19 protein-coding genes are annotated in these 17,931 nt (G+C 36.5%); 12 read left to right on the top strand and 7 right to left on the bottom strand.

Annotated features, from left to right (window positions below; translation table 11 throughout):
- Positions 1-2 precede the first annotated feature (2 nt).
- The 3 genes from O99_RS06155 to rsmA are packed head-to-tail and all read left to right on the top strand — an operon-like array spanning position 3 to position 2,796.
- A complete protein-coding gene (locus tag O99_RS06155) occupies positions 3-962 on the top strand; it encodes a peptidylprolyl isomerase (protein ID WP_035007272.1) in 960 nt (319 codons plus the stop codon).
- Positions 962-1,972, top strand: a complete 1,011-nt coding sequence (gene pdxA, locus O99_RS06150) for a 4-hydroxythreonine-4-phosphate dehydrogenase PdxA (RefSeq protein ID WP_035007271.1) — start codon at positions 962-964, stop codon at positions 1,970-1,972. The genes O99_RS06155 and pdxA overlap by 1 nt, the downstream gene beginning before the upstream one ends.
- Positions 1,966-2,796, top strand: a complete 831-nt coding sequence (gene rsmA / locus O99_RS06145) for a 16S rRNA (adenine(1518)-N(6)/adenine(1519)-N(6))-dimethyltransferase RsmA (protein ID WP_035007270.1) — start codon at positions 1,966-1,968, stop codon at positions 2,794-2,796. The genes pdxA and rsmA overlap by 7 nt, the downstream gene beginning before the upstream one ends.
- Before the next feature lie 49 nt (positions 2,797-2,845).
- Here rsmA and gmk read toward each other — a convergent pair whose 3' ends face one another.
- From gmk to O99_RS06110, 7 genes are all read right to left on the bottom strand, one after another.
- A complete protein-coding gene (gmk, locus tag O99_RS06140; protein ID WP_035007269.1) occupies positions 2,846-3,511 on the bottom strand; it encodes a guanylate kinase in 666 nt (221 codons plus the stop codon).
- 55 nt (positions 3,512-3,566) lie between these two features.
- Positions 3,567-4,667, bottom strand: a complete 1,101-nt coding sequence (mltG, locus tag O99_RS06135) for an endolytic transglycosylase MltG (RefSeq protein WP_035007268.1) — start codon at positions 4,665-4,667, stop codon at positions 3,567-3,569.
- Between the two features lie 105 nt (positions 4,668-4,772).
- Positions 4,773-6,035: a beta-ketoacyl-ACP synthase II gene (gene fabF, locus O99_RS06130; protein ID WP_035007266.1), complete on the bottom strand. Its 1,263-nt coding sequence runs from the start codon at positions 6,033-6,035 to the stop codon at positions 4,773-4,775.
- Positions 6,036-6,140: 105 nt separating this feature from the next.
- Positions 6,141-6,377: an acyl carrier protein gene (locus O99_RS06125; protein WP_035007265.1), complete on the bottom strand. Its 237-nt coding sequence runs from the start codon at positions 6,375-6,377 to the stop codon at positions 6,141-6,143.
- 260 nt (positions 6,378-6,637) lie between these two features.
- On the bottom strand, positions 6,638-7,375 hold the full coding sequence (gene fabG, locus O99_RS06120) for a 3-oxoacyl-[acyl-carrier-protein] reductase (RefSeq protein ID WP_035007264.1): 738 nt from the start codon (positions 7,373-7,375) through the stop codon (positions 6,638-6,640).
- A gap of 18 nt (positions 7,376-7,393) precedes the next feature.
- Positions 7,394-8,338, bottom strand: coding sequence for an ACP S-malonyltransferase (fabD, locus tag O99_RS06115; RefSeq protein WP_035007262.1), 945 nt, complete (start codon positions 8,336-8,338; stop codon positions 7,394-7,396).
- 81 nt (positions 8,339-8,419) lie between these two features.
- A complete protein-coding gene (locus tag O99_RS06110; protein ID WP_035007260.1) occupies positions 8,420-9,004 on the bottom strand; it encodes an undecaprenyl-diphosphatase in 585 nt (194 codons plus the stop codon).
- Positions 9,005-9,386: 382 nt separating this feature from the next.
- Here O99_RS06110 and rpsF point away from each other — a divergent pair, with 382 nt between their 5' ends.
- From rpsF to O99_RS06065, 9 genes are all read left to right on the top strand, one after another.
- A complete protein-coding gene (rpsF, locus tag O99_RS06105) occupies positions 9,387-9,794 on the top strand; it encodes a 30S ribosomal protein S6 (RefSeq protein WP_035007257.1) in 408 nt (135 codons plus the stop codon).
- Positions 9,794-10,042: a 30S ribosomal protein S18 gene (gene rpsR, locus O99_RS06100; RefSeq protein WP_035007423.1), complete on the top strand. Its 249-nt coding sequence runs from the start codon at positions 9,794-9,796 to the stop codon at positions 10,040-10,042. The genes rpsF and rpsR overlap by 1 nt, the downstream gene beginning before the upstream one ends.
- 144 nt (positions 10,043-10,186) lie before the next feature.
- Entirely contained in the window at positions 10,187-11,173 is a 987-nt protein-coding gene (locus O99_RS06095; RefSeq protein ID WP_035007256.1) for a hypothetical protein, read from the top strand.
- A gap of 25 nt (positions 11,174-11,198) precedes the next feature.
- Positions 11,199-11,777 (top strand): 50S ribosomal protein L9, encoded by a 579-nt coding sequence (gene rplI, locus O99_RS06090; RefSeq protein ID WP_035007253.1) that lies wholly within the window; start codon positions 11,199-11,201, stop codon positions 11,775-11,777.
- A 111-nt stretch (positions 11,778-11,888) separates the two neighbouring features.
- Positions 11,889-13,388, top strand: a complete 1,500-nt coding sequence (locus O99_RS06085; protein ID WP_035007251.1) for a replicative DNA helicase — start codon at positions 11,889-11,891, stop codon at positions 13,386-13,388.
- A gap of 6 nt (positions 13,389-13,394) precedes the next feature.
- Positions 13,395-14,810, top strand: a complete 1,416-nt coding sequence (radA, locus tag O99_RS06080; RefSeq protein ID WP_035007249.1) for a DNA repair protein RadA — start codon at positions 13,395-13,397, stop codon at positions 14,808-14,810.
- Positions 14,811-14,937: 127 nt separating this feature from the next.
- Entirely contained in the window at positions 14,938-15,477 is a 540-nt protein-coding gene (locus tag O99_RS06075; RefSeq protein WP_035007247.1) for a CvpA family protein, read from the top strand.
- Positions 15,478-15,610: 133 nt separating this feature from the next.
- Entirely contained in the window at positions 15,611-17,101 is a 1,491-nt protein-coding gene (purF, locus tag O99_RS06070; protein WP_035007246.1) for an amidophosphoribosyltransferase, read from the top strand.
- Positions 17,102-17,103: 2 nt separating this feature from the next.
- The gene (locus tag O99_RS06065) at positions 17,104-17,859 is read left to right on the top strand and encodes an SDR family NAD(P)-dependent oxidoreductase (RefSeq protein WP_035007244.1); all 756 of its coding nucleotides are present in this window, start codon (positions 17,104-17,106) and stop codon (positions 17,857-17,859) included.
- Positions 17,860-17,931 lie beyond the last annotated feature (72 nt).

The following is a 17,931-nucleotide window of genomic DNA, read 5'->3' as shown; positions in this document are numbered from 1 at the left end:
ATATGAATATACTAAAAAATAGTGCTCTTGCTTTATTTTGTATCACTTCTTTGAGTGTAAGTAGTTTATCCGTAAGCACATTTTTTACATCACAAGCTTTTGCACAGACTTCAGTTGTCGTTACAGTTAATGGTAGCGCTATTACAAATTATGATATTCAAAGGCGTATTGCTTTTCTTAAATTGCAACAGAAGCAAGGAAATCTTGCCACACAAGCTAAAAATGATCTTATTGATGAAGTCCTTAAAAATAATGAAATAAAACGGCGAAATATTGAAGTTAGCACAGATGAAGTTGAGAATGCTTTTGAAAATTTTGCCGCACAAAATAATATGACTGTTGATCAACTCAATCAAATGCTCACTCAAACTGATGTCACGGTAGAACACTTTAAAGCATATATTTTGGGGCAAATGGGCTGGGCACGTCTTGTTAATGCGCGTTATCAAGCTGAAGGTGGAGTAATTACAGAACAAGAAGCCTCACAGAGGATATTAAAAAATGGTGGTGTCAAACCTTCAACAAACGAATATACACTACAACAAATTATTTTTGTTATTCCTGAACATCGGCGGTCAGCAATTCTAGAAAAACGTAAAAAAGAAGCAAATAAGTTCCGTGCTAATTTCCAGGGATGTAATAGCGCTAAAAACCAGGCAAAAGGTATTTTAGATATTACTATCCGTCATTTAGGAAAATTTTTGGAACCTCAACTGCCTCAAAATTGGGAAAAAGCTATCCTTGCAACGCCAGCTGGAAAAATGACTAACTTTCAAGAAACGCAGAATGGTATTGAAGCAGTTGCTGTCTGTCAAATAAAAAGAGTTTCTGACGACCGTGTGGCTCGGCTTATATTTTCCATCCAAGATCATCAAAAGAAAAATATTCCCCAACTTCTTGAAGCTCTCAGTGAAAAGTATTTAAAAGAATTGAGACAAACAGCACGTATTCAAAATTCATAATGGCTCCGCTAATCGTTAGTAGTGGAGACCCGGCAGGAATTGGTCCTGAGATTGTTATAAAAACGTGGAATATGCGTAATATACGTCAAATTCCACCTTTTGTTCTTTTAGCCGATCCTGAAATTATTCATTCGCGTGCTCGTTTTTTACAACTTAATATTGATATAAAATCTGTTTCTACTCATAATCCTGTAGAAAATTTTTCAACATCTCTTCCTATAATTCCCTTAAAAAATCGACAAAGTGATCAACTAGGATTATCTTCACCGGATAATGCTGCTGGAGTAATTGAATCAATTGAACGCAGCGTTCAATTGATTCAAAGGGGTCAGGGATGCGCACTAATTACTTGCCCTATTGCAAAAAAAAGTCTTTACGATTTTGGATTTCACTTCCCAGGTCATACTGAATTTCTTGCTCATCTTGCTCAAAAGTTTTCCAATAAACAATATCATCCAGTTATGATGTTGGCTGGACCTCAATTAAAAACGGTACCAATTACTATTCATATTCCACTTAATAAAGTTTCTTCATCTCTTACATGTGATTTAATTATTAAAACTGCATTAATTACTGAAAATGATTTAAAAACCAGATTTGCAATAAATTCACCACGCTTAGCTATTGCTGGTCTGAACCCTCATGCTGGAGAAAATGGTGCAATAGGAAAAGAAGAAGAAAAAATTATTATTCCCGCTATTGAATATCTTAAAAAAAGAGGACTGAATATTATAGGTCCCCTCTCTCCTGATATAATGTTTCATGAACGTATAAGGCAAACATATGATGTTGCTCTTTGTATGTACCATGATCAAGCTATTATCCCTGTTAAAACATTAGACTTTGATACTACTGTTAATGTTACCTTAGGATTACCTTTCATTCGCACTTCCCCAGACCATGGCACTGCTTTTGATATTGCAGATAAAAAAATAGCTTCTCCTGAAAGTTTTATTGCTGCTCTTAAACTTGCAGACCAACTTGCAAAAAACAATCCAATCATATGCTAATAGATAATCTTCCTCCTCTCCGTAACGTCATCAGTAAATATAAGTTACAAGCTAATAAATCTTTGGGACAGAATTTTATTTTCGATCTTAATTTAACAGCTAAGATTGCTCATCAAGCAGGCAATATAGAAGGAAAACCTGTTCTTGAAATTGGTCCTGGTCCTGGTGGTTTGACTCGCGCTTTACTTGCAAAAGGCGCTATTGTAACAGCGATAGAACGTGACGAGCGTTGTATGCCAGCTCTTTTAGAAATAGAAGAGCACTATCCACAAAAACTCAAGCTTATTTTTAATGATGCATTAAAACAAGATTTTCCAAAGCTTTTTGAAGCATATCCGGAAAAACCGCGAATTATTGCAAATCTTCCATATAATATTGGAACACAACTCTTATTAAATTGGCTTTTAACAAAATCATGGCCCCCTTTTTATGAGTCAATGACTTTAATGTTTCAACGTGAAGTCGCAAAGCGTATTACAGCAACTGCTCAATCTCCTTACTACGGTCGTCTCAGCATATTGACTGGTTGGCGTAGTATTGCAAAAATCGCTTTTGATATTCCTCCTCGAGCCTTCATACCAGAGCCAAAAGTAACTTCTTCCGTTGTTCACATTATTCCACGCTTACAACCTCTCGCTTGCTCTACACAAAAATTAAGCCTCGTCACAAAAATTGCTTTTGGACAAAGGCGTAAAATGCTGAGACAAAGCCTTAAAACTATTGGAGGTGAAACACTTTTAGAAAAAGCTGGTATTGATGGAACACGCCGAGCGGAAACACTTTCTATTTCTGAATTTGTAACTTTAGCTAACCTAATCACTTAAAGAAATAGAATCCTTATTAATTTAAAGATTCTCTTAAAATGATAAGCTATTAATCAATTTTTTCAACAATAAGCTCATCAATAAAAGACTCAAGAAAATTACAACGCTTACGTTTCATTGTTTCTGCTAAATATATCGATTTAATAAGCAATAACGACTGATTCAAATCTTCGTTAATTACAACATAATCGTAAGAGCGCCATTGCTGAATTTCTGTTCTTGCATTGTTTAATCGCAAATTAATAATATCTTGGCTATCTTCTGCTCGACGATGTAAACGAGCAACAAGCTCCTTCATTGATGGAGGAAGAATAAAAACAGAAACAGTATCACCCGGCATTTTTTTTTGAAGTTGTTCAGTCCCCTGATAATCAATATCAAACAACATATCCCGACCAGCGTTCAATGCATTTTCAACACTTTCACGTAAAGTTCCATAATAGTTCCCATGAACTTCTGCCCACTCAATAAACTCGTCTCCTGCACACTTACGTTCAAATTCTTTTTTCGAAATAAAATGATAATGAACACCATCTACTTCACTAGGGCGCCTTGCCCGCGTTGTCATACTGATAGAAAGCTCTAATTGTTGATCTTTTAGAATTAACCGCGAAATTGTTGATTTGCCAGCACCTGAAGGAGAAGAAAGAATAAATAGAAAACCGCGACGTTTATTTTTTTTTTGAGCACTCAATTCATTATCAAATAATGTCATACTGTTACTTTTTTCAAAATTTTCTAAATATGAATTCTAAATTTAAGAAGATTTACTATTTTTCTAACGCCCGCCATTTACGAACGTTTGCATTATGTTCCTCCAAAGTTTTAGAAAAAACATGTCTACCTGAACCGTCGGCTACAAAATAAAGTGCATCACTTTTCGGAAAACTTGCCACTGCCTTTAAAGAATCGCGACCTGGATTTGCAATAGCTGTTGGTGGCAACCCATCAATTTTATAAGTATTATATGGCGTTTCTCTCTCAAGATCTGACTTATAAATTGGACGATCTACAGGTTTACCTTTTCCACCAAAAATACCATAAATTACCGTTGGATCAGATTGAAGACGCATACCCTTAGCAAGACGATTATAAAATACTGCAGCCACTTGCGGTCTCTCTGCTGCAATCCCTGTTTCTTTTTCAACAATTGATGCCAATATAACAAACTCATCAATAGACTTGATGGGTAAGTCTGGGGAACGAGTAGCCCATATTGCATTAATTAATTTTTTTTGTTCTTCACATAACCTTTTTATAATTTCGACACGTGTTGTGCCACGAATAAAATGAACAGTATCCGTCACCAAACTGCCTTCTGGAGGTAAAACTTCCGGAAGATCACCAATCAAAATTTCATTGGCTGATAACCGGTCAAATACTTGTTGAACCGTTAAACCCTCAGGCACTGTAAAACTATATTCAACAGACTTTCCTTTTACAAGAATATTCATAATATCATGCATCGAAGCATACGCCGGAATTAAATATTCACCGGCTTTAAGACGGGTTGTGTTTTGGTAATAACCAACCCCATAAATAAAAATATCAGATGATCGAATAAGACTACGTTTTTCAAGCAATGATGCAATTTCACGAATTCCTTTTCCAGAATCAATAAGAATAACTTGTTCTTTCTCAGCAATCCCTTTACCCTCAAAAATGTTCTTTACAATATAGAGAGAAATACCAACAACTAAAAGAACAACCACAACAAGCGTTAGAAAAAAATTACCGAGAATAATAAACGGATTGCGCAAAATATGCGATCTTTTCCGTTTTTCATGTAACAATCCATTATTATTTGGCGGATAACTTAATGAAAAGTCATTTATATTCTTCAATGATGACTTACTTTTTGCATCAAACATAACCTACTAACCTTAATAATTTCAGGTATTTTACTAATAATTTCTCACTCAAATCTTATAGTCAAAAAGCTCATCAAGGCAGCCATAACAAATGAAACTACTTAGTTATTCACTAAAACGCCGCATTACTAAAGATGCGTTTGTTCCACCAAAACCAAATGAATTAGAAAGAACTATATCAATTTTTCTCTCACGTGGTGTATACGGCACAAGATCAATTTTTGTTTTAACAGATGGATTATCAAGGTTAAGTGTTGCTGGAGCTATATTATCCCGTATAGCTAAAATACAAAAAATAGCCTCAGCTGCACCAGCTGCACCAAGTAAATGCCCAATAGATGATTTAGTTGATGACATTGATACCTTCAACGCATGATGACCTAAAACACGCTCAACAGCAGCTAGCTCTATAACATCAGCCATCGTTGATGTACCATGAGCATTAATATAATCAATATCGCTCACATTCACTTGCGCACGCTTAAGAGCCAATATCATACTACGCTGCGCACCTTCACCACTCTCCGAAGGAGCTGTAATATGATAAGCATCACCAGACAAACCATAACCAATCACTTCTGCATAAATGCGAGCGCCCCGCTTTTTTGCATGTTCAAGCTCTTCCAAAACAACAACAGCAGCCCCTTCACCCATAATAAAACCATCACGATCGGCATCATAAGGACGTGATGCACGCTCAGGTTCATGATTATACCCGGTAGAAAGAGCTTTACAGGCAGCAAAACCAGCAAGAGATATGCGATTAACTGGAGATTCAGCCCCCCCTGCTACCATCACATCTGCATCACCTAATGCAATTAAACGAGTTGCATCACCAATTGCATGAGCACCGGTCGAACAAGCTGTTACAACCGAATGATTAGGACCACGTAGACCATATTTGATGGAAACATAACCAGAAGCAAGATTAATCAAACGGCCTGGAATAAAAAAAGGAGAAATTCGCCGTGGACCTTTATCACGAAGTGTATAACCAGCCTCAACAATGCCCTCAACACCACCAATACCAGAACCAATCATAACACCCGTCTGTATCTGCTCTTCATCACTTTTGGGAAACCATTCAGCATCTGCAAGTGCCTGATCAGTAGCAGCTATTGCATAAGTAATAAATGCATCAACCTTACGCTGATCCTTAGGCTCCATATGTAAATCAGCATTATATGTACCATTTGTTCCATCCCCTAAAGGAATACGGCCAGCAATTTGACATGGTAAATCAGCCACCTCAAACTCAGTGATGCGTCGAATACCACTTTTCCCTTCAAGAAGCCGCTTCCAACTCCATTCAACATCACTAGCGAGTGGAGATACTAATCCCAAACCAGTAACAACAATACGTCTCATGTTTCTAACCTTGAACCACCCACCTCTAGAAACCATATTGTCAAAATATGCCCTAAACTAAAAAATCAGGCAAAAGCATAAAATACTTTTGCCCTTTAAGTAAGATTATAGAGAAGCTTTATCAATAAACTTCACTGCGTCACCAACTGTGAAGATTGTCTCAGCAGCATTATCCGGAATTTCTATACCAAACTCTTCTTCAAAAGCCATCACAAGTTCAACCGTATCAAGGCTATCTGCTCCTAGATCATCGATGAAGCTAGCATTTTCTACGACCTTATCTGCGTCAACTCCGAGATGCTCTACGATAATCTTCCTAACGCGCTCTTCTGTATCACTCATATTGAATCCTCGAATTATATTGTTTTCCTGTACTTGGTCAGCGATATAAGTTTATATAATCAAGTAATAGATGCATTGCTCCAAAACTTTAGCGATAAAACATAGAACATTCCGTGAATATCTCCTCTTAAATGTACTAAATTGATACCCTGATAAGTCGAACAATTACCATACTTAAAGAAATAAACTTACTGTTTTATTTCATTTATCGTTATCTAAAATAATAATGATTATAAATCAATGTAGAATACAGCAAATACTCAAATCATTGCCATACCACCATTGACATGTATTGTTTGTCCAGTCACATATCCTGCCTCATCACTCGCTAAATAAACAACTGCAGAGGCTATTTCTTGCCCTATTCCCATACGCTTCATTGGAATTGTAGCCATAATTTTTTCTTTCTGCTTTTCATTCAATTGATCAGTCATCGCGGATTGAATAAATCCTGGAGCAATACAGTTAACTGTTATATTTCGCGATGCAACTTCTTGTGCCAATGACTTTGAAAATCCTATTAAACCAGCTTTCGCAGCACAATAATTCGTTTGTCCAGGATTACCAACAACACCAACAATAGAAGTTATATTAATAATACGTCCATAACGCCGCCGCATCATATTATATGTTAGCTCACGTGTTAAAGTAAAGGCAGCTGTCAAATTCACTGCCAATACATCATCCCAATCCTGATCCTGCATACGTACAAAAAGACCATCTCGAGTAATACCAGCATTGTTAACAAGAATATCAATTCCATCCATCTCTTTCTCTGCTGTTTTAGCCAATTGCTTGACAGCATCACAGTTAGAAAGATTAGCGGGGAAAATAAAAGTGTCTTTACCAAGATCTACAGCAATTTCTGTGAGTCTTCCTTCGCGCGTTCCATGCAACCCAACAATAACTCCTTGTGCATGTAAAGCACGAGCAATTGCTTCACCAATATCTCCTGATGCTCCTGTTACAAGAGCTTTACGACCTGTTAATTCAAACATTTTTTAGACTCCTTAAGATTAAACACCTAGCACTTGTAATGCTGATTCAATTTCCTCAGCCGTACCAATTGTCAAACCATTAATATCCTTATTAATACGGCGCGCTAAACCTGTTAATACTTTTCCAGAGCCAACTTCAAAAAGAACATCAACCTTATTAGCTCCAAACCATTCGATTGTTTCACGCCATCGCACCCGCCCAGTAACCTGTTGAACAAGAAGCATAAAAATACGTTCCGGATCACTTTCTGGTGTAACAGAAACATTCGCAACAAGCGGAACAACAGGTGCTTTTTTATTAACAGCTCTAAGGGCGTCTTTCATCGCATCAGCAGCAGAACTCATCAAAACTGAATGAAACGGCGCTGATACAGAAAGAAGCAATGTACGTTTAGCTCCTTTTTGTGAAGCAATCTTGATAGCTGACTCGACAGCTTTTGCTTCACCTGAAATAACAATCTGTCCACCGCCATTATCATTAGCGATTTGACACACTCCCTCTCCTAAAACGAACTTGCAAATTTCTTCAACATCTTGCTCATTCAAGCCAATAATTGCCGCCATTGCACCTTCACCAACAGCAACAGCTGTTTGCATAGCATTTCCCCGAATCCGTAAAAGTTTTGCTGTATCAGCTAAACTAAATGTACCAGCAGCACAAAGTGCCGAATATTCTCCTAAAGAATGGCCAGCAACAAATTTCACCTTCTTTGCTATATCAAATCCCAACTTTTCCATGACACGAATAATTGCCATAGACACGGCCATCAATGCTGGCTGTGCATTTGCCGTTAATGTCAAAACCTCTTCTGGTCCTTCAAAAATAATTTGTGATAATTTCTCACCTAAAGCATCATCAACTTCCTCAAAAACCATGCGTGCTTCAATAAATTGCTCTGCAAGTACTTTTCCCATACCAACAACTTGGCTTCCCTGTCCTGGGAAAGTGAATGCTGCTACCATCATCATCTCCAAAATTAAATTTTAGATTTATCTTCTTTTCAACCAATTCAATAAACATAAATTACAACAAATCAACTTAATTTAAAATTGAGTACCTATATGAAAATTATATTTCAAAGGTGGAATTTGATATAGAAATTTAGGAAAATATGATGCAACAAACCGAATAATAAACCAACTTACAAAACTTCCTAAAACCACACCAGCCAAAACATCAAAAGGATAGTGTACACCTGTAAAAACACGTCCCCAACAAATTAATAACAAAAATATCAATGCAAACTTAGAAGCAATTTTGTATCGATACAAATAAAGATTAACAAAGTAAGACACAATAACTAATGCATGATTACTTGGAAAAGAAGCTGTTTCCCGATGTTTAATAAGAGGTCGCATCAAACCTGCAACAAATGGACGTGGACGATAATAAATAAGAGAAATAATATAACCTATAATAAGAGCAACACAAATACTAAGACCAATACTTAAAGCAACACGCCTTTCCGTACATCCACCACAAAACCATAATACACAAAGATGTATAGGAATAATATAAATTAAAAACTTTGCACAAATGATACCAAACCAAACAAAAATCAAATCCATTTGATTACTCTTAGCAAGCATTTCGAAAAGTGCTATATCAATCTGGTGTAAAACGTTCATTCTTATCTCACTTAATATATCATTATCTTCCTATTATATCATTTTTTACTAAAGGAAACAGTAATATGATAAAGTTAAAGTGAAACGCAAAATGTATAAAAAATATCCCAAGACTCAATAAATGATATTTTTTGTAAACACCAACTTGCTATTTTTAAAGATAAGCTGTAAATATTTAATGTTCATTACCGGTATTTGGCTGGGGGTTGAACGGAGGGCTGGGAAAAACCAGTGGGAATATAATAATTCCGGCCTCCTGTGTCTCCGCTCTCGAGTGTCTCGAATACAAACGCGCCCTTTCTTCTTTGGATTTTCCAATAAAGACAAGTCGCAGAGGCTTTGCGCCAAAACTAGTAGAATTTAATTGAAGAAAGGCAAAATAATGGCTCTTTATGAACATATATTTCTTGCCCGACAAGATATTGCACCACAGCAAATTGATGAGCTTTTAGAAACTTACAAAGGCGTTATCGAAGCGAATGGTGGAAAAGTTGGGCGTGTAGAGAATTGGGGTCTTCGTTCTCTTGCTTACCGAATCCGCAAAAATCGTAAAGCTTATTACGTATTGATAAATATTGACGCTCCAGCATCAACAATTGCTGAACTTGAGCGTCAAATGCGTATTAATGAGGATATTTTGCGTTATATGACTGTCCGCGTAGAAAAACATGAAAAAGAACAATCGACAGCACTTTCAGGCCTCAACCGTGATAGCTTCTCTAATCAAAATGAAGAGAAAGCTCAAAATCTGCACCGTCAACATGAAAATCCAACAGGAGGAATAGCATGATGACTGATATTCAACAAACTTCGATACGTCGTCCTTTTCATCACCGCCGTAAAACATGTCCATTTTCGGGTGCAAATGCTCCTAAAATTGATTATAAAGATATCAAGCTGTTACAGCGTTATATTTCAGAGCGTGGGAAAATTATTCCTTCGCGCATCACAGCTGTTAGTCAGAAAAAACAACGTGAATTAGCAAATGCTATTAAGCGTGCTCGTTTTCTTGGCTTACTTCCATATGTTGTCAAATAAATTTTAATTTATTATGTAGCCAGAATTTTTTCTGGCTACTTATTCTTTTTCTTTAATACTTTACAAAACATATTTTAATTATAATATATCCAAAAAAGTTGGGGTATTATATACCTCTAACTGCAAAAGGCAGGACAGCGATCAATGAAAGATTCCTATTCTTATAAAACAATAATCGGCGTTTTAGCAGGACTGTTTACTGCTGTTATAGGGATGGCAATCATCAATGTTTCAAATATCATTCCCTATTGTTCTCTTTTTTTAGGTTGTTTTATTTCTCTTCCAATCTTTATCGCAGCATTTAGATATGGTACATTACCTAGCCTTATTGCTTTAATTAGCGCTACTTTTGTTCTTTCCATAACCAATAATATTTATATTGGTTTTAGTTTTATGTTGTTGTTTTTTCTTCCTGCTGTTTATGCTTCTTGGCTCCTTGGATTTGCACAACCAGTACAAACAATACAAGAAGAAAATTCGTTGATGTGGTATCCATTACCACCAATTATTTTTCTTTTAACAAATTTTATTGCCTGTATATCAACTTTTATTGGAATTTATATTCAAAATCATCCATCTTCTCCTATTATTGCAAAGCAAATTACCGAGAATATAGTACAGACTATGCGACAATCGCAGTCTATAAACGAAACTAATATTCTTTCTTTTACTGAACTTGTAATGACACATACAGCAACTCTAACAGCAGTAATATTGACCGTTTACAGTTTATTGTTTTTTATTGCAAATCTTTACTTTTCAATGATGATAGCACGCCATATAAATTGTTTGAAAAGACCTCGTGATGATTGGAAACAAAATTTCCGCCTTCCAATTTGGGGACTTATCATTTTCATTTTTGCTTTTATAGCCGCAATGATTGAAACCAATTCTATTTTAAATTTAGGCGCAAATGTTTTTATCACTGCCTATACATTTATCATATCAGTTACTGGTCTAGCATATCTCCATAATATTACAAAAGAAATAAGTGGTCGAACGATAATATTATCTTTTGTTTACATTGCTATTTTAACTGTTATTTTTACTGTACCTATTTCTTTTATGCTGCTGCTTATGGGCATTTGGGCAACCATTCAATATAACAGCCAATCACACAAATCTCACTAATTGATTTAATTCGAAAGGAAAAACTATGGATATCATTTTGCTTGAACGCATCACTCATCTTGGTCAGATTGGTGATATTGTCTCAGTTAAAAATGGCTATGCGCGCAATTTTCTATTACCTCAAGGTAAAGCTTTACGTGCTAATGAAGCCAACAAAAAGCACTTTGAAACACAGCGCGCACAGCTTGAAGCTCGTAACCTTGAACGCAAAAACGAAGCTCAAAAAATTTCTGAAAAACTTGATGGACAATCATTTACTATTATCCGTTCAGCTGGTGAAACAGGACAACTTTACGGTTCCGTATCAACACGTAATATTGCTGATATTATAACAGAGAATGGCTTTTCGATTGAACGTAACCAAATTGAACTTAATCACCCTATTAAAACCATCGGTCTTCACACCATTTCTCTCAGCTTACACCCCGAAATTCAAGTTTCTGTAACAATTAATATTGCACGCTCAACTAGTGAAGCGGAGCGTCAAGAAGCAGGTGAAAATCTGACTTCTACTGAAGCAATATATGGTACTCAAGAGCAACCATTAACAAAAGAAACTGATAACCATGTAGAAAACAATCTTAATGAAGAAAGTCACAGTTAATGAACATCTTTTTCTTACTTAACTGTTTGTTTTTTCTTCTCTCCCATTAAAATTGGTATATCATGATAATATTTAGCCGAAAGGCTAAATATTATTAATAGGAAGATTGTTATGGAAGAAACCGGCATCTCTAATCTGATCCCTCAGCAAAAAGAAGAATCCACATTTTTTCGGCAGATGCCACATAATATTGAAGCTGAACAAGCATTGCTTGGCGCGATTCTTATTAATAACGATGCACTTGATCGCGTGTCAGATTTTTTAAAATCAGAACATTTTTTCCAACAATTACATCAACAACTCTTTGAAGTTGTATCACAAATTATCAAAAAAGGAAAACTGGCAACCCCTGTCACTATCAAACCTTTTATTCCAGCTGAAGAAAAAATTGGAGATATTACTGTATTTAATTATGTTATTCGTTTAGCTAAAGAAGCGGTAACAATTATTAATGCTGAAGATTATGGACGAGTAATTTATGACCTTTTTATCCGACGTTCCTTGATTAATCTTGGAAATGAAGTTGTCAATACCTCATTTGAGGCCCCTTTAGAATTGACACCAATTCAACAAATTGAAAAAATCGAGCGTGATTTATTTCAGCTAGCAGAAAAGGGAAAATATGGTGGTGGATTTGAGAGTTTTGATGAAGCTATTAAAAAAGCTATTGATATGGCAGGAATAGCAAAAAAGCGATCTTCACGATTATCAGGTATTGCTACTCACATAAAAAAGCTTGATGAACAAATGGGAGGATTACAGCCTTCTGATTTAATTATCATTGCAGGACGTCCTGGTATGGGAAAAACTGCTCTTGCTACCAATATTGCTTTCAATATTGCTAATACTTATAACTGTGATACAAAAAAAGAATCATCGCCAGACAATGAGGGGGGAATTGTCGGATTCTTTTCGCTTGAAATGTCATCAGAACAACTTGCAACACGTATTATTTCTGAGCAAATAGAGGTCTCTTCTTCTAACATTCGTCGAGGCAATATCTCAGAAGAACAATTTGCAAAATTATTACGCATAATGAATCGCCTACAAAAAGTTCCACTTTATATTGACCAAACGGGTGGCATATCGATCACACAATTAGCTGCACGTGCACGTCGCCTCAAGCGACAACACGGTTTAGATGTTTTGATTATTGACTACATACAGTTAATGACAAGCAATTCAAAACGCTCATCTGAAAGTCGCGTTCAAGAAATTACAGAAATCACCACAGGATTAAAGGCTTTAGCTAAAGAGCTTAATGTTCCCATTATTGCTCTTTCACAGCTTTCACGCCAAGTCGAAAATCGGACAGATAAACGTCCACAACTATCAGACTTACGTGAATCTGGTTCAATTGAGCAAGATGCGGATGTTGTTATTTTTGTATATCGTGAAGAGTATTATCTCAAAAATGAAGAGCCTAAGATAGGAGGTCCAGAACATTTAAAATGGCAAGCATCAATGGATGAAGTTTTTGGAAAAGCTGATATTATCGTAGCGAAGCAACGCCATGGACCAACAGGCATAGTCAAACTCTCTTTCCAAGCTGATTTCACACGCTTCAGTGATCTGGCAGACAGTAATTATCTTCCAGAACAATATGGTTAAACCATTATGGTACGTAATCGTCTTCAATTTATTTGCCAAGATTGTGGCACAGTCCATTCACGTTGGGCTGGAAAATGTCACTCCTGTGGAAATTGGAATTCTCTTACTGAAGAAGGTACAAATAGCGGTGTAGGAAGTGGCCCTCCTAAAAATATTCGTAAAGGTCATATAGTTACACTTACATCTCTTTCTGGAGATATCGAAAATGTTCCGCGTATCCATTCTGGCATTGCTGAGCTTGATCGTGTTACCGGAGGTGGTTTTGTCCGTGGATCAGCATTACTGATTGCTGGCGATCCAGGCATAGGAAAATCAACATTACTAACACAAACAGCAGCAGCTTTATCGCAAAAAGGGTATAATGTCATCTATGTATCAGGTGAAGAAGCTATTACACAAATTCGCTTACGTGCACAAAGACTTAATGCTACAAATACAGCAGTTCAACTCGCTGCTGAAACTAATGTTGAAGATATTCTAGCAACTTTAAATACACATAAAAAACTTGATATGGTCATCGTTGATTCCATTCAAACTTTGTGGTCAAATTTAGCAGATTCAGCACCTGGAACCGTAACACAAGTCCGCATCAGTGCTCAAGCAATGATCCATTTTGCAAAAAACACAGGAGTTTCTGTTGTTCTTGTTGGTCACGTCACAAAAGATGGACAAATTGCTGGACCTCGTGTTGTCGAACATATGGTTGACGGAGTTTTTTATTTTGAAGGTGAAGGTGGACACCATTATCGAATTTTAAGAACTATGAAAAACCGCTTTGGACCAACGGATGAAATTGGCGTCTTTGAAATGTCTGATAGAGGATTACGGGAAATTTCTAATCCATCTGAATTATTCTTAGGTGAGCGTAATGAAAAAGCGCCGGGAGCTGCGGTTTTTGCAGGAATGGAAGGTACACGCCCTATATTAGTAGAAATTCAAGCTCTTGTTGCTCACTCTTCGCTTGGTATGCCACGGCGTGCTGTCGTGGGATGGGATGGGAATCGTCTTTCGATGATTCTAGCCGTATTAGAAGCTCATTGTGGTATCCGCTTTGGACAACATGATGTCTATCTTAATGTTGCAGGTGGTTACCGAATATCAGAACCTGCAGCTGATTTAGCAGTTGCAGCAGCTTTGGTATCTTCTCTTGCAAACATCCCTCTTCCAACTCACTATGTGTATTTTGGTGAAGTCAGCCTCTCAGGAGCAATCCGTTCCGTTGCACATTCAGGACAACGCATTAAAGAAGCAAAAAAGCTAGGATTTCAAGGAGCTTTTCAACCTATAACAACAACAGAAATAATAAAATCACAAAATTTTCAACAACATACATTCTCTGATCTTCCTGAATTGATTGCGGCTATTACTTCAGATGAAAAATGCTCTGTACTACAAAAAATAATTAAAGAGAAAATTCCATAAAACGCAAAAGATTCTTGATATAAAAATAGAAAGTCGACATAACCAAAAATCAAAAATATATTTCTATACATTTTTATACTGATTATAACGAAATGCAACGCATATATCATATATAAGGAATCAAAAAATGAGTGTAACAATTCTAGACGGTATTGTCGTAGTAGTTATCCTATTTTCTTCTTTTCTAGCCATGCTTCGCGGTTTCTCACGTGAAGTGTTATCATTCATTTCCTGGATAATTGCAGCAGTTTCAACATTTTATTCATTTAAACTTATATTACCCTTCACTGAACAATATCTCTCGAATAAAATGATAGCATTGGTTATCACATTTTTCATGATTTTTATCACTGTTCTTGTCATTACTTCTATCATCACTATGAAAATTGCTGATTTTATTATTGATAGTCGAATTGGCGCACTTGATCGTACCGTTGGATTTATTTTCGGAGCATTTCGTGGCTTATTAATCGCTGTCATCAGCATACTGCTTATTAATGCACTTGTTAAACCTGAACAACAATCCGATTGGCTAAAAAATGCACAAACAAAACCTATGTTAGATTCACTGAGTAAAAAAATAGCAGAAATGATGCCAAAAGATCTTGATTATACCTTTGAAATAATAGAAAAATTCTTTAAAAAAGATGACACCTCAGATAATTAAATTACAAATATTATTAGACGAATTAACGATGCTCTTATTCACAGAATAAGAAATGGTTTTATTAAGAATGAGCTTTAAATCATATGGAGTCTATGATATCGGCTATTTCTTACGTCATAACTGAAAGAATATGATGACAAAAATCGACGTCTCTTGTCAGGAATTTTCGTTAGATGACGATACACTTCATGAAGAATGTGGGGTATTTGGTATCCTTGGACATGAAGAAGCAGCAACACTGACAGCTCTTGGGCTACATGCGTTACAGCATCGTGGACAAGAAGCTGCAGGGATTGTTTCTTATCATAACAAGATGTTTCACCAAGAAAAACATTTAGGTCTTGTAGGTGATCACTATACAGATTCTGCAACATTAGCTCGCCTACCAGGAGATCGTGCTATTGGACATACCCGCTATTCAACCACAGGTGAAGTAGCATTACGCAATGTACAGCCTCTTTTTGCAGAATTAAATGCTGGAGGCATTGCTATTGCTCATAACGGCAATCTAACAAATGGCCTCACATTACGCCGCGAATTAATTGCCTCTGGTGCTATCTGTCAATCAACATCAGATTCTGAAGTCTTTCTCCACCTTATTGCTCGCTCACGCCATGAATCATCATCCGATCGCTTTGTTGATGCTATTCGGCAAGTAGAAGGTGGATATGCTATGTTAGCATTAACACGTACTAAACTAATTGCCGCACGTGATCCAACAGGCATTAAACCACTTGTTATGGGTGAGCTTGATGGTAAACCAATCTTTTGTTCAGAAACCTGTGCTCTTGATATTATTGGAGCGAAATATATTCGTGATGTTAAAAATGGTGAAATCATTATATGTGAAATACAAAAAGATGGTCAAATCACTACAAAAATTATTAAACCAGAAATAGAGAAGCCAGAAAGGCTTTGTCTTTTTGAATATGTCTATTTTGCCCGTCCTGATTCAATTGTCGGAGGACGAAGTGTCTACGTAGTCCGAAAAAATATGGGTATACATTTAGCACGAGAAGCACCTTGTGACGGTGATGTTGTGGTTCCTGTTCCTGATGGGGGTACGCCTGCAGCAATTGGTTATGCACAAGAAATTGGAATTCCTTTTGAGTTGGGCATTATTCGTAATCATTATGTTGGTCGTACTTTTATTGAACCAACTCAACAAATTCGTGCTTTCGGTGTTAAATTAAAGCATTCTGCAAACCGTTCTATTATTGAAGGAAAGCGTGTTATTTTAATCGATGACTCAATTGTACGTGGAACAACATCTGTAAAGATTGTAAGAATGCTCCGCAACGCAGGAGCAAAAGAAGTTCATATGCGTATTTCCAGCCCAATGATTTTATATCCCGATTTTTATGGTATCGATACACCTACAATTGAGAATCTTTTAGCTAATCAATATCCAAACCTACAATCCATGTGCAATTTTATTGGTGCTGATTCATTAGACTTTCTTTCAACTGATGGTCTATATCTTGCTGTTATAGGAGAAAAACGAAACAATTCTCATCCACAATTTACTGATCATTATTTCACTGGTCATTATCCTACACATCTTACTGATCAAAAAAGTACTCCAATAGTTCATAAATTGTCTGTCCTGAAAACAAGAAATTAATAATGATAAAATCTGATTTTGATCTTACTGGATGTGTTGCTCTTGTCACAGGGGCCTCTAAAGGAATTGGTTATCATCTAGCATTAGAGCTAGCAAAACGCGGCGCTCATATTATTGCACTTGCACGAACAATAAGTGGTTTAAAAACGCTTAATAATGAAATTAAAAAAAAAGGTGGTTCTGCAACATTAGTATCACTCGATTTGCATAATATGGAAGCCATTGATGAATTAAATGTATCAATTGACGAATGTTGGAAGTGGAAGAAACTTGATATTTTAGTTGCAAACGCTGCAATCCTAGGGACTCTTTCACCAATAGCTCATATCGAAAATGCAATGTTTGAAGACATTTTGCAAATAAATCTTACCAGTCAATGGCGTTTAATGAAAGCGGTTGAACCTTTATTGCTCAAATCCAATGCTGGACGTGCTATCCTTCTGTCATCAAGTGTTGCTCATTGCGCACGCGCTTCCTGGGGACCTTATGCAGCTTCTAAAGCCGCCCTAGAACTTCTTGCTCGTTGCTGGGCAGAAGAACTCAAACACACATCTATTAAAGTTAATTGCGTTAACCCAGGTGCAACACGTACTACAATGCGCGCACAAGCTCTTCCTGATGAAGATCCCCAAACCCTACCTTCTCCGCAAGAAGTTGCAGCAGAAATAGTCTATCTCTCATCACCTCACTTAAAAGAAACAGGAAAGCTTTTTGATGTTCGTAAAAAACGATTTATGAACTATCATATTCCTGATTAACCGTAATCTATATATACTACAAAACCAATTACAGCTTTTCTAGAACAAATACTTTACTTTTTTATAGCTAAT

The sequence above is a fragment of the Bartonella rochalimae ATCC BAA-1498 genome (assembly GCF_000706645.1).
GTDB lineage: Bacteria > Pseudomonadota > Alphaproteobacteria > Rhizobiales > Rhizobiaceae > Bartonella > Bartonella rochalimae.
The sequence above is the reverse complement of the archived record's forward strand: the minus strand, read 5'-3'. Positions and strand labels throughout refer to the sequence as shown.

Coding starts and splice junctions, on each gene's coding strand:
- O99_RS06155 (WP_035007272.1), top strand. CDS start 3: ATGAATATACTAAAAAATAGTGCTCTTGCTTTATTTTGTATCACTTCT.
- pdxA (WP_035007271.1), top strand. CDS start 962: ATGGCTCCGCTAATCGTTAGTAGTGGAGACCCGGCAGGAATTGGTCCT.
- rsmA (WP_035007270.1), top strand. CDS start 1,966: ATGCTAATAGATAATCTTCCTCCTCTCCGTAACGTCATCAGTAAATAT.
- gmk (WP_035007269.1), bottom strand. CDS start 3,511: ATGACATTATTTGATAATGAATTGAGTGCTCAAAAAAAAAATAAACGT.
- mltG (WP_035007268.1), bottom strand. CDS start 4,667: ATGTTTGATGCAAAAAGTAAGTCATCATTGAAGAATATAAATGACTTT.
- fabF (WP_035007266.1), bottom strand. CDS start 6,035: ATGAGACGTATTGTTGTTACTGGTTTGGGATTAGTATCTCCACTCGCT.
- O99_RS06125 (WP_035007265.1), bottom strand. CDS start 6,377: ATGAGTGATACAGAAGAGCGCGTTAGGAAGATTATCGTAGAGCATCTC.
- fabG (WP_035007264.1), bottom strand. CDS start 7,375: ATGTTTGAATTAACAGGTCGTAAAGCTCTTGTAACAGGAGCATCAGGA.
- fabD (WP_035007262.1), bottom strand. CDS start 8,338: ATGGTAGCAGCATTCACTTTCCCAGGACAGGGAAGCCAAGTTGTTGGT.
- O99_RS06110 (WP_035007260.1), bottom strand. CDS start 9,004: ATGAACGTTTTACACCAGATTGATATAGCACTTTTCGAAATGCTTGCT.
- rpsF (WP_035007257.1), top strand. CDS start 9,387: ATGGCTCTTTATGAACATATATTTCTTGCCCGACAAGATATTGCACCA.
- rpsR (WP_035007423.1), top strand. CDS start 9,794: ATGACTGATATTCAACAAACTTCGATACGTCGTCCTTTTCATCACCGC.
- O99_RS06095 (WP_035007256.1), top strand. CDS start 10,187: ATGAAAGATTCCTATTCTTATAAAACAATAATCGGCGTTTTAGCAGGA.
- rplI (WP_035007253.1), top strand. CDS start 11,199: ATGGATATCATTTTGCTTGAACGCATCACTCATCTTGGTCAGATTGGT.
- O99_RS06085 (WP_035007251.1), top strand. CDS start 11,889: ATGGAAGAAACCGGCATCTCTAATCTGATCCCTCAGCAAAAAGAAGAA.
- radA (WP_035007249.1), top strand. CDS start 13,395: ATGGTACGTAATCGTCTTCAATTTATTTGCCAAGATTGTGGCACAGTC.
- O99_RS06075 (WP_035007247.1), top strand. CDS start 14,938: ATGAGTGTAACAATTCTAGACGGTATTGTCGTAGTAGTTATCCTATTT.
- purF (WP_035007246.1), top strand. CDS start 15,611: ATGACAAAAATCGACGTCTCTTGTCAGGAATTTTCGTTAGATGACGAT.
- O99_RS06065 (WP_035007244.1), top strand. CDS start 17,104: ATGATAAAATCTGATTTTGATCTTACTGGATGTGTTGCTCTTGTCACA.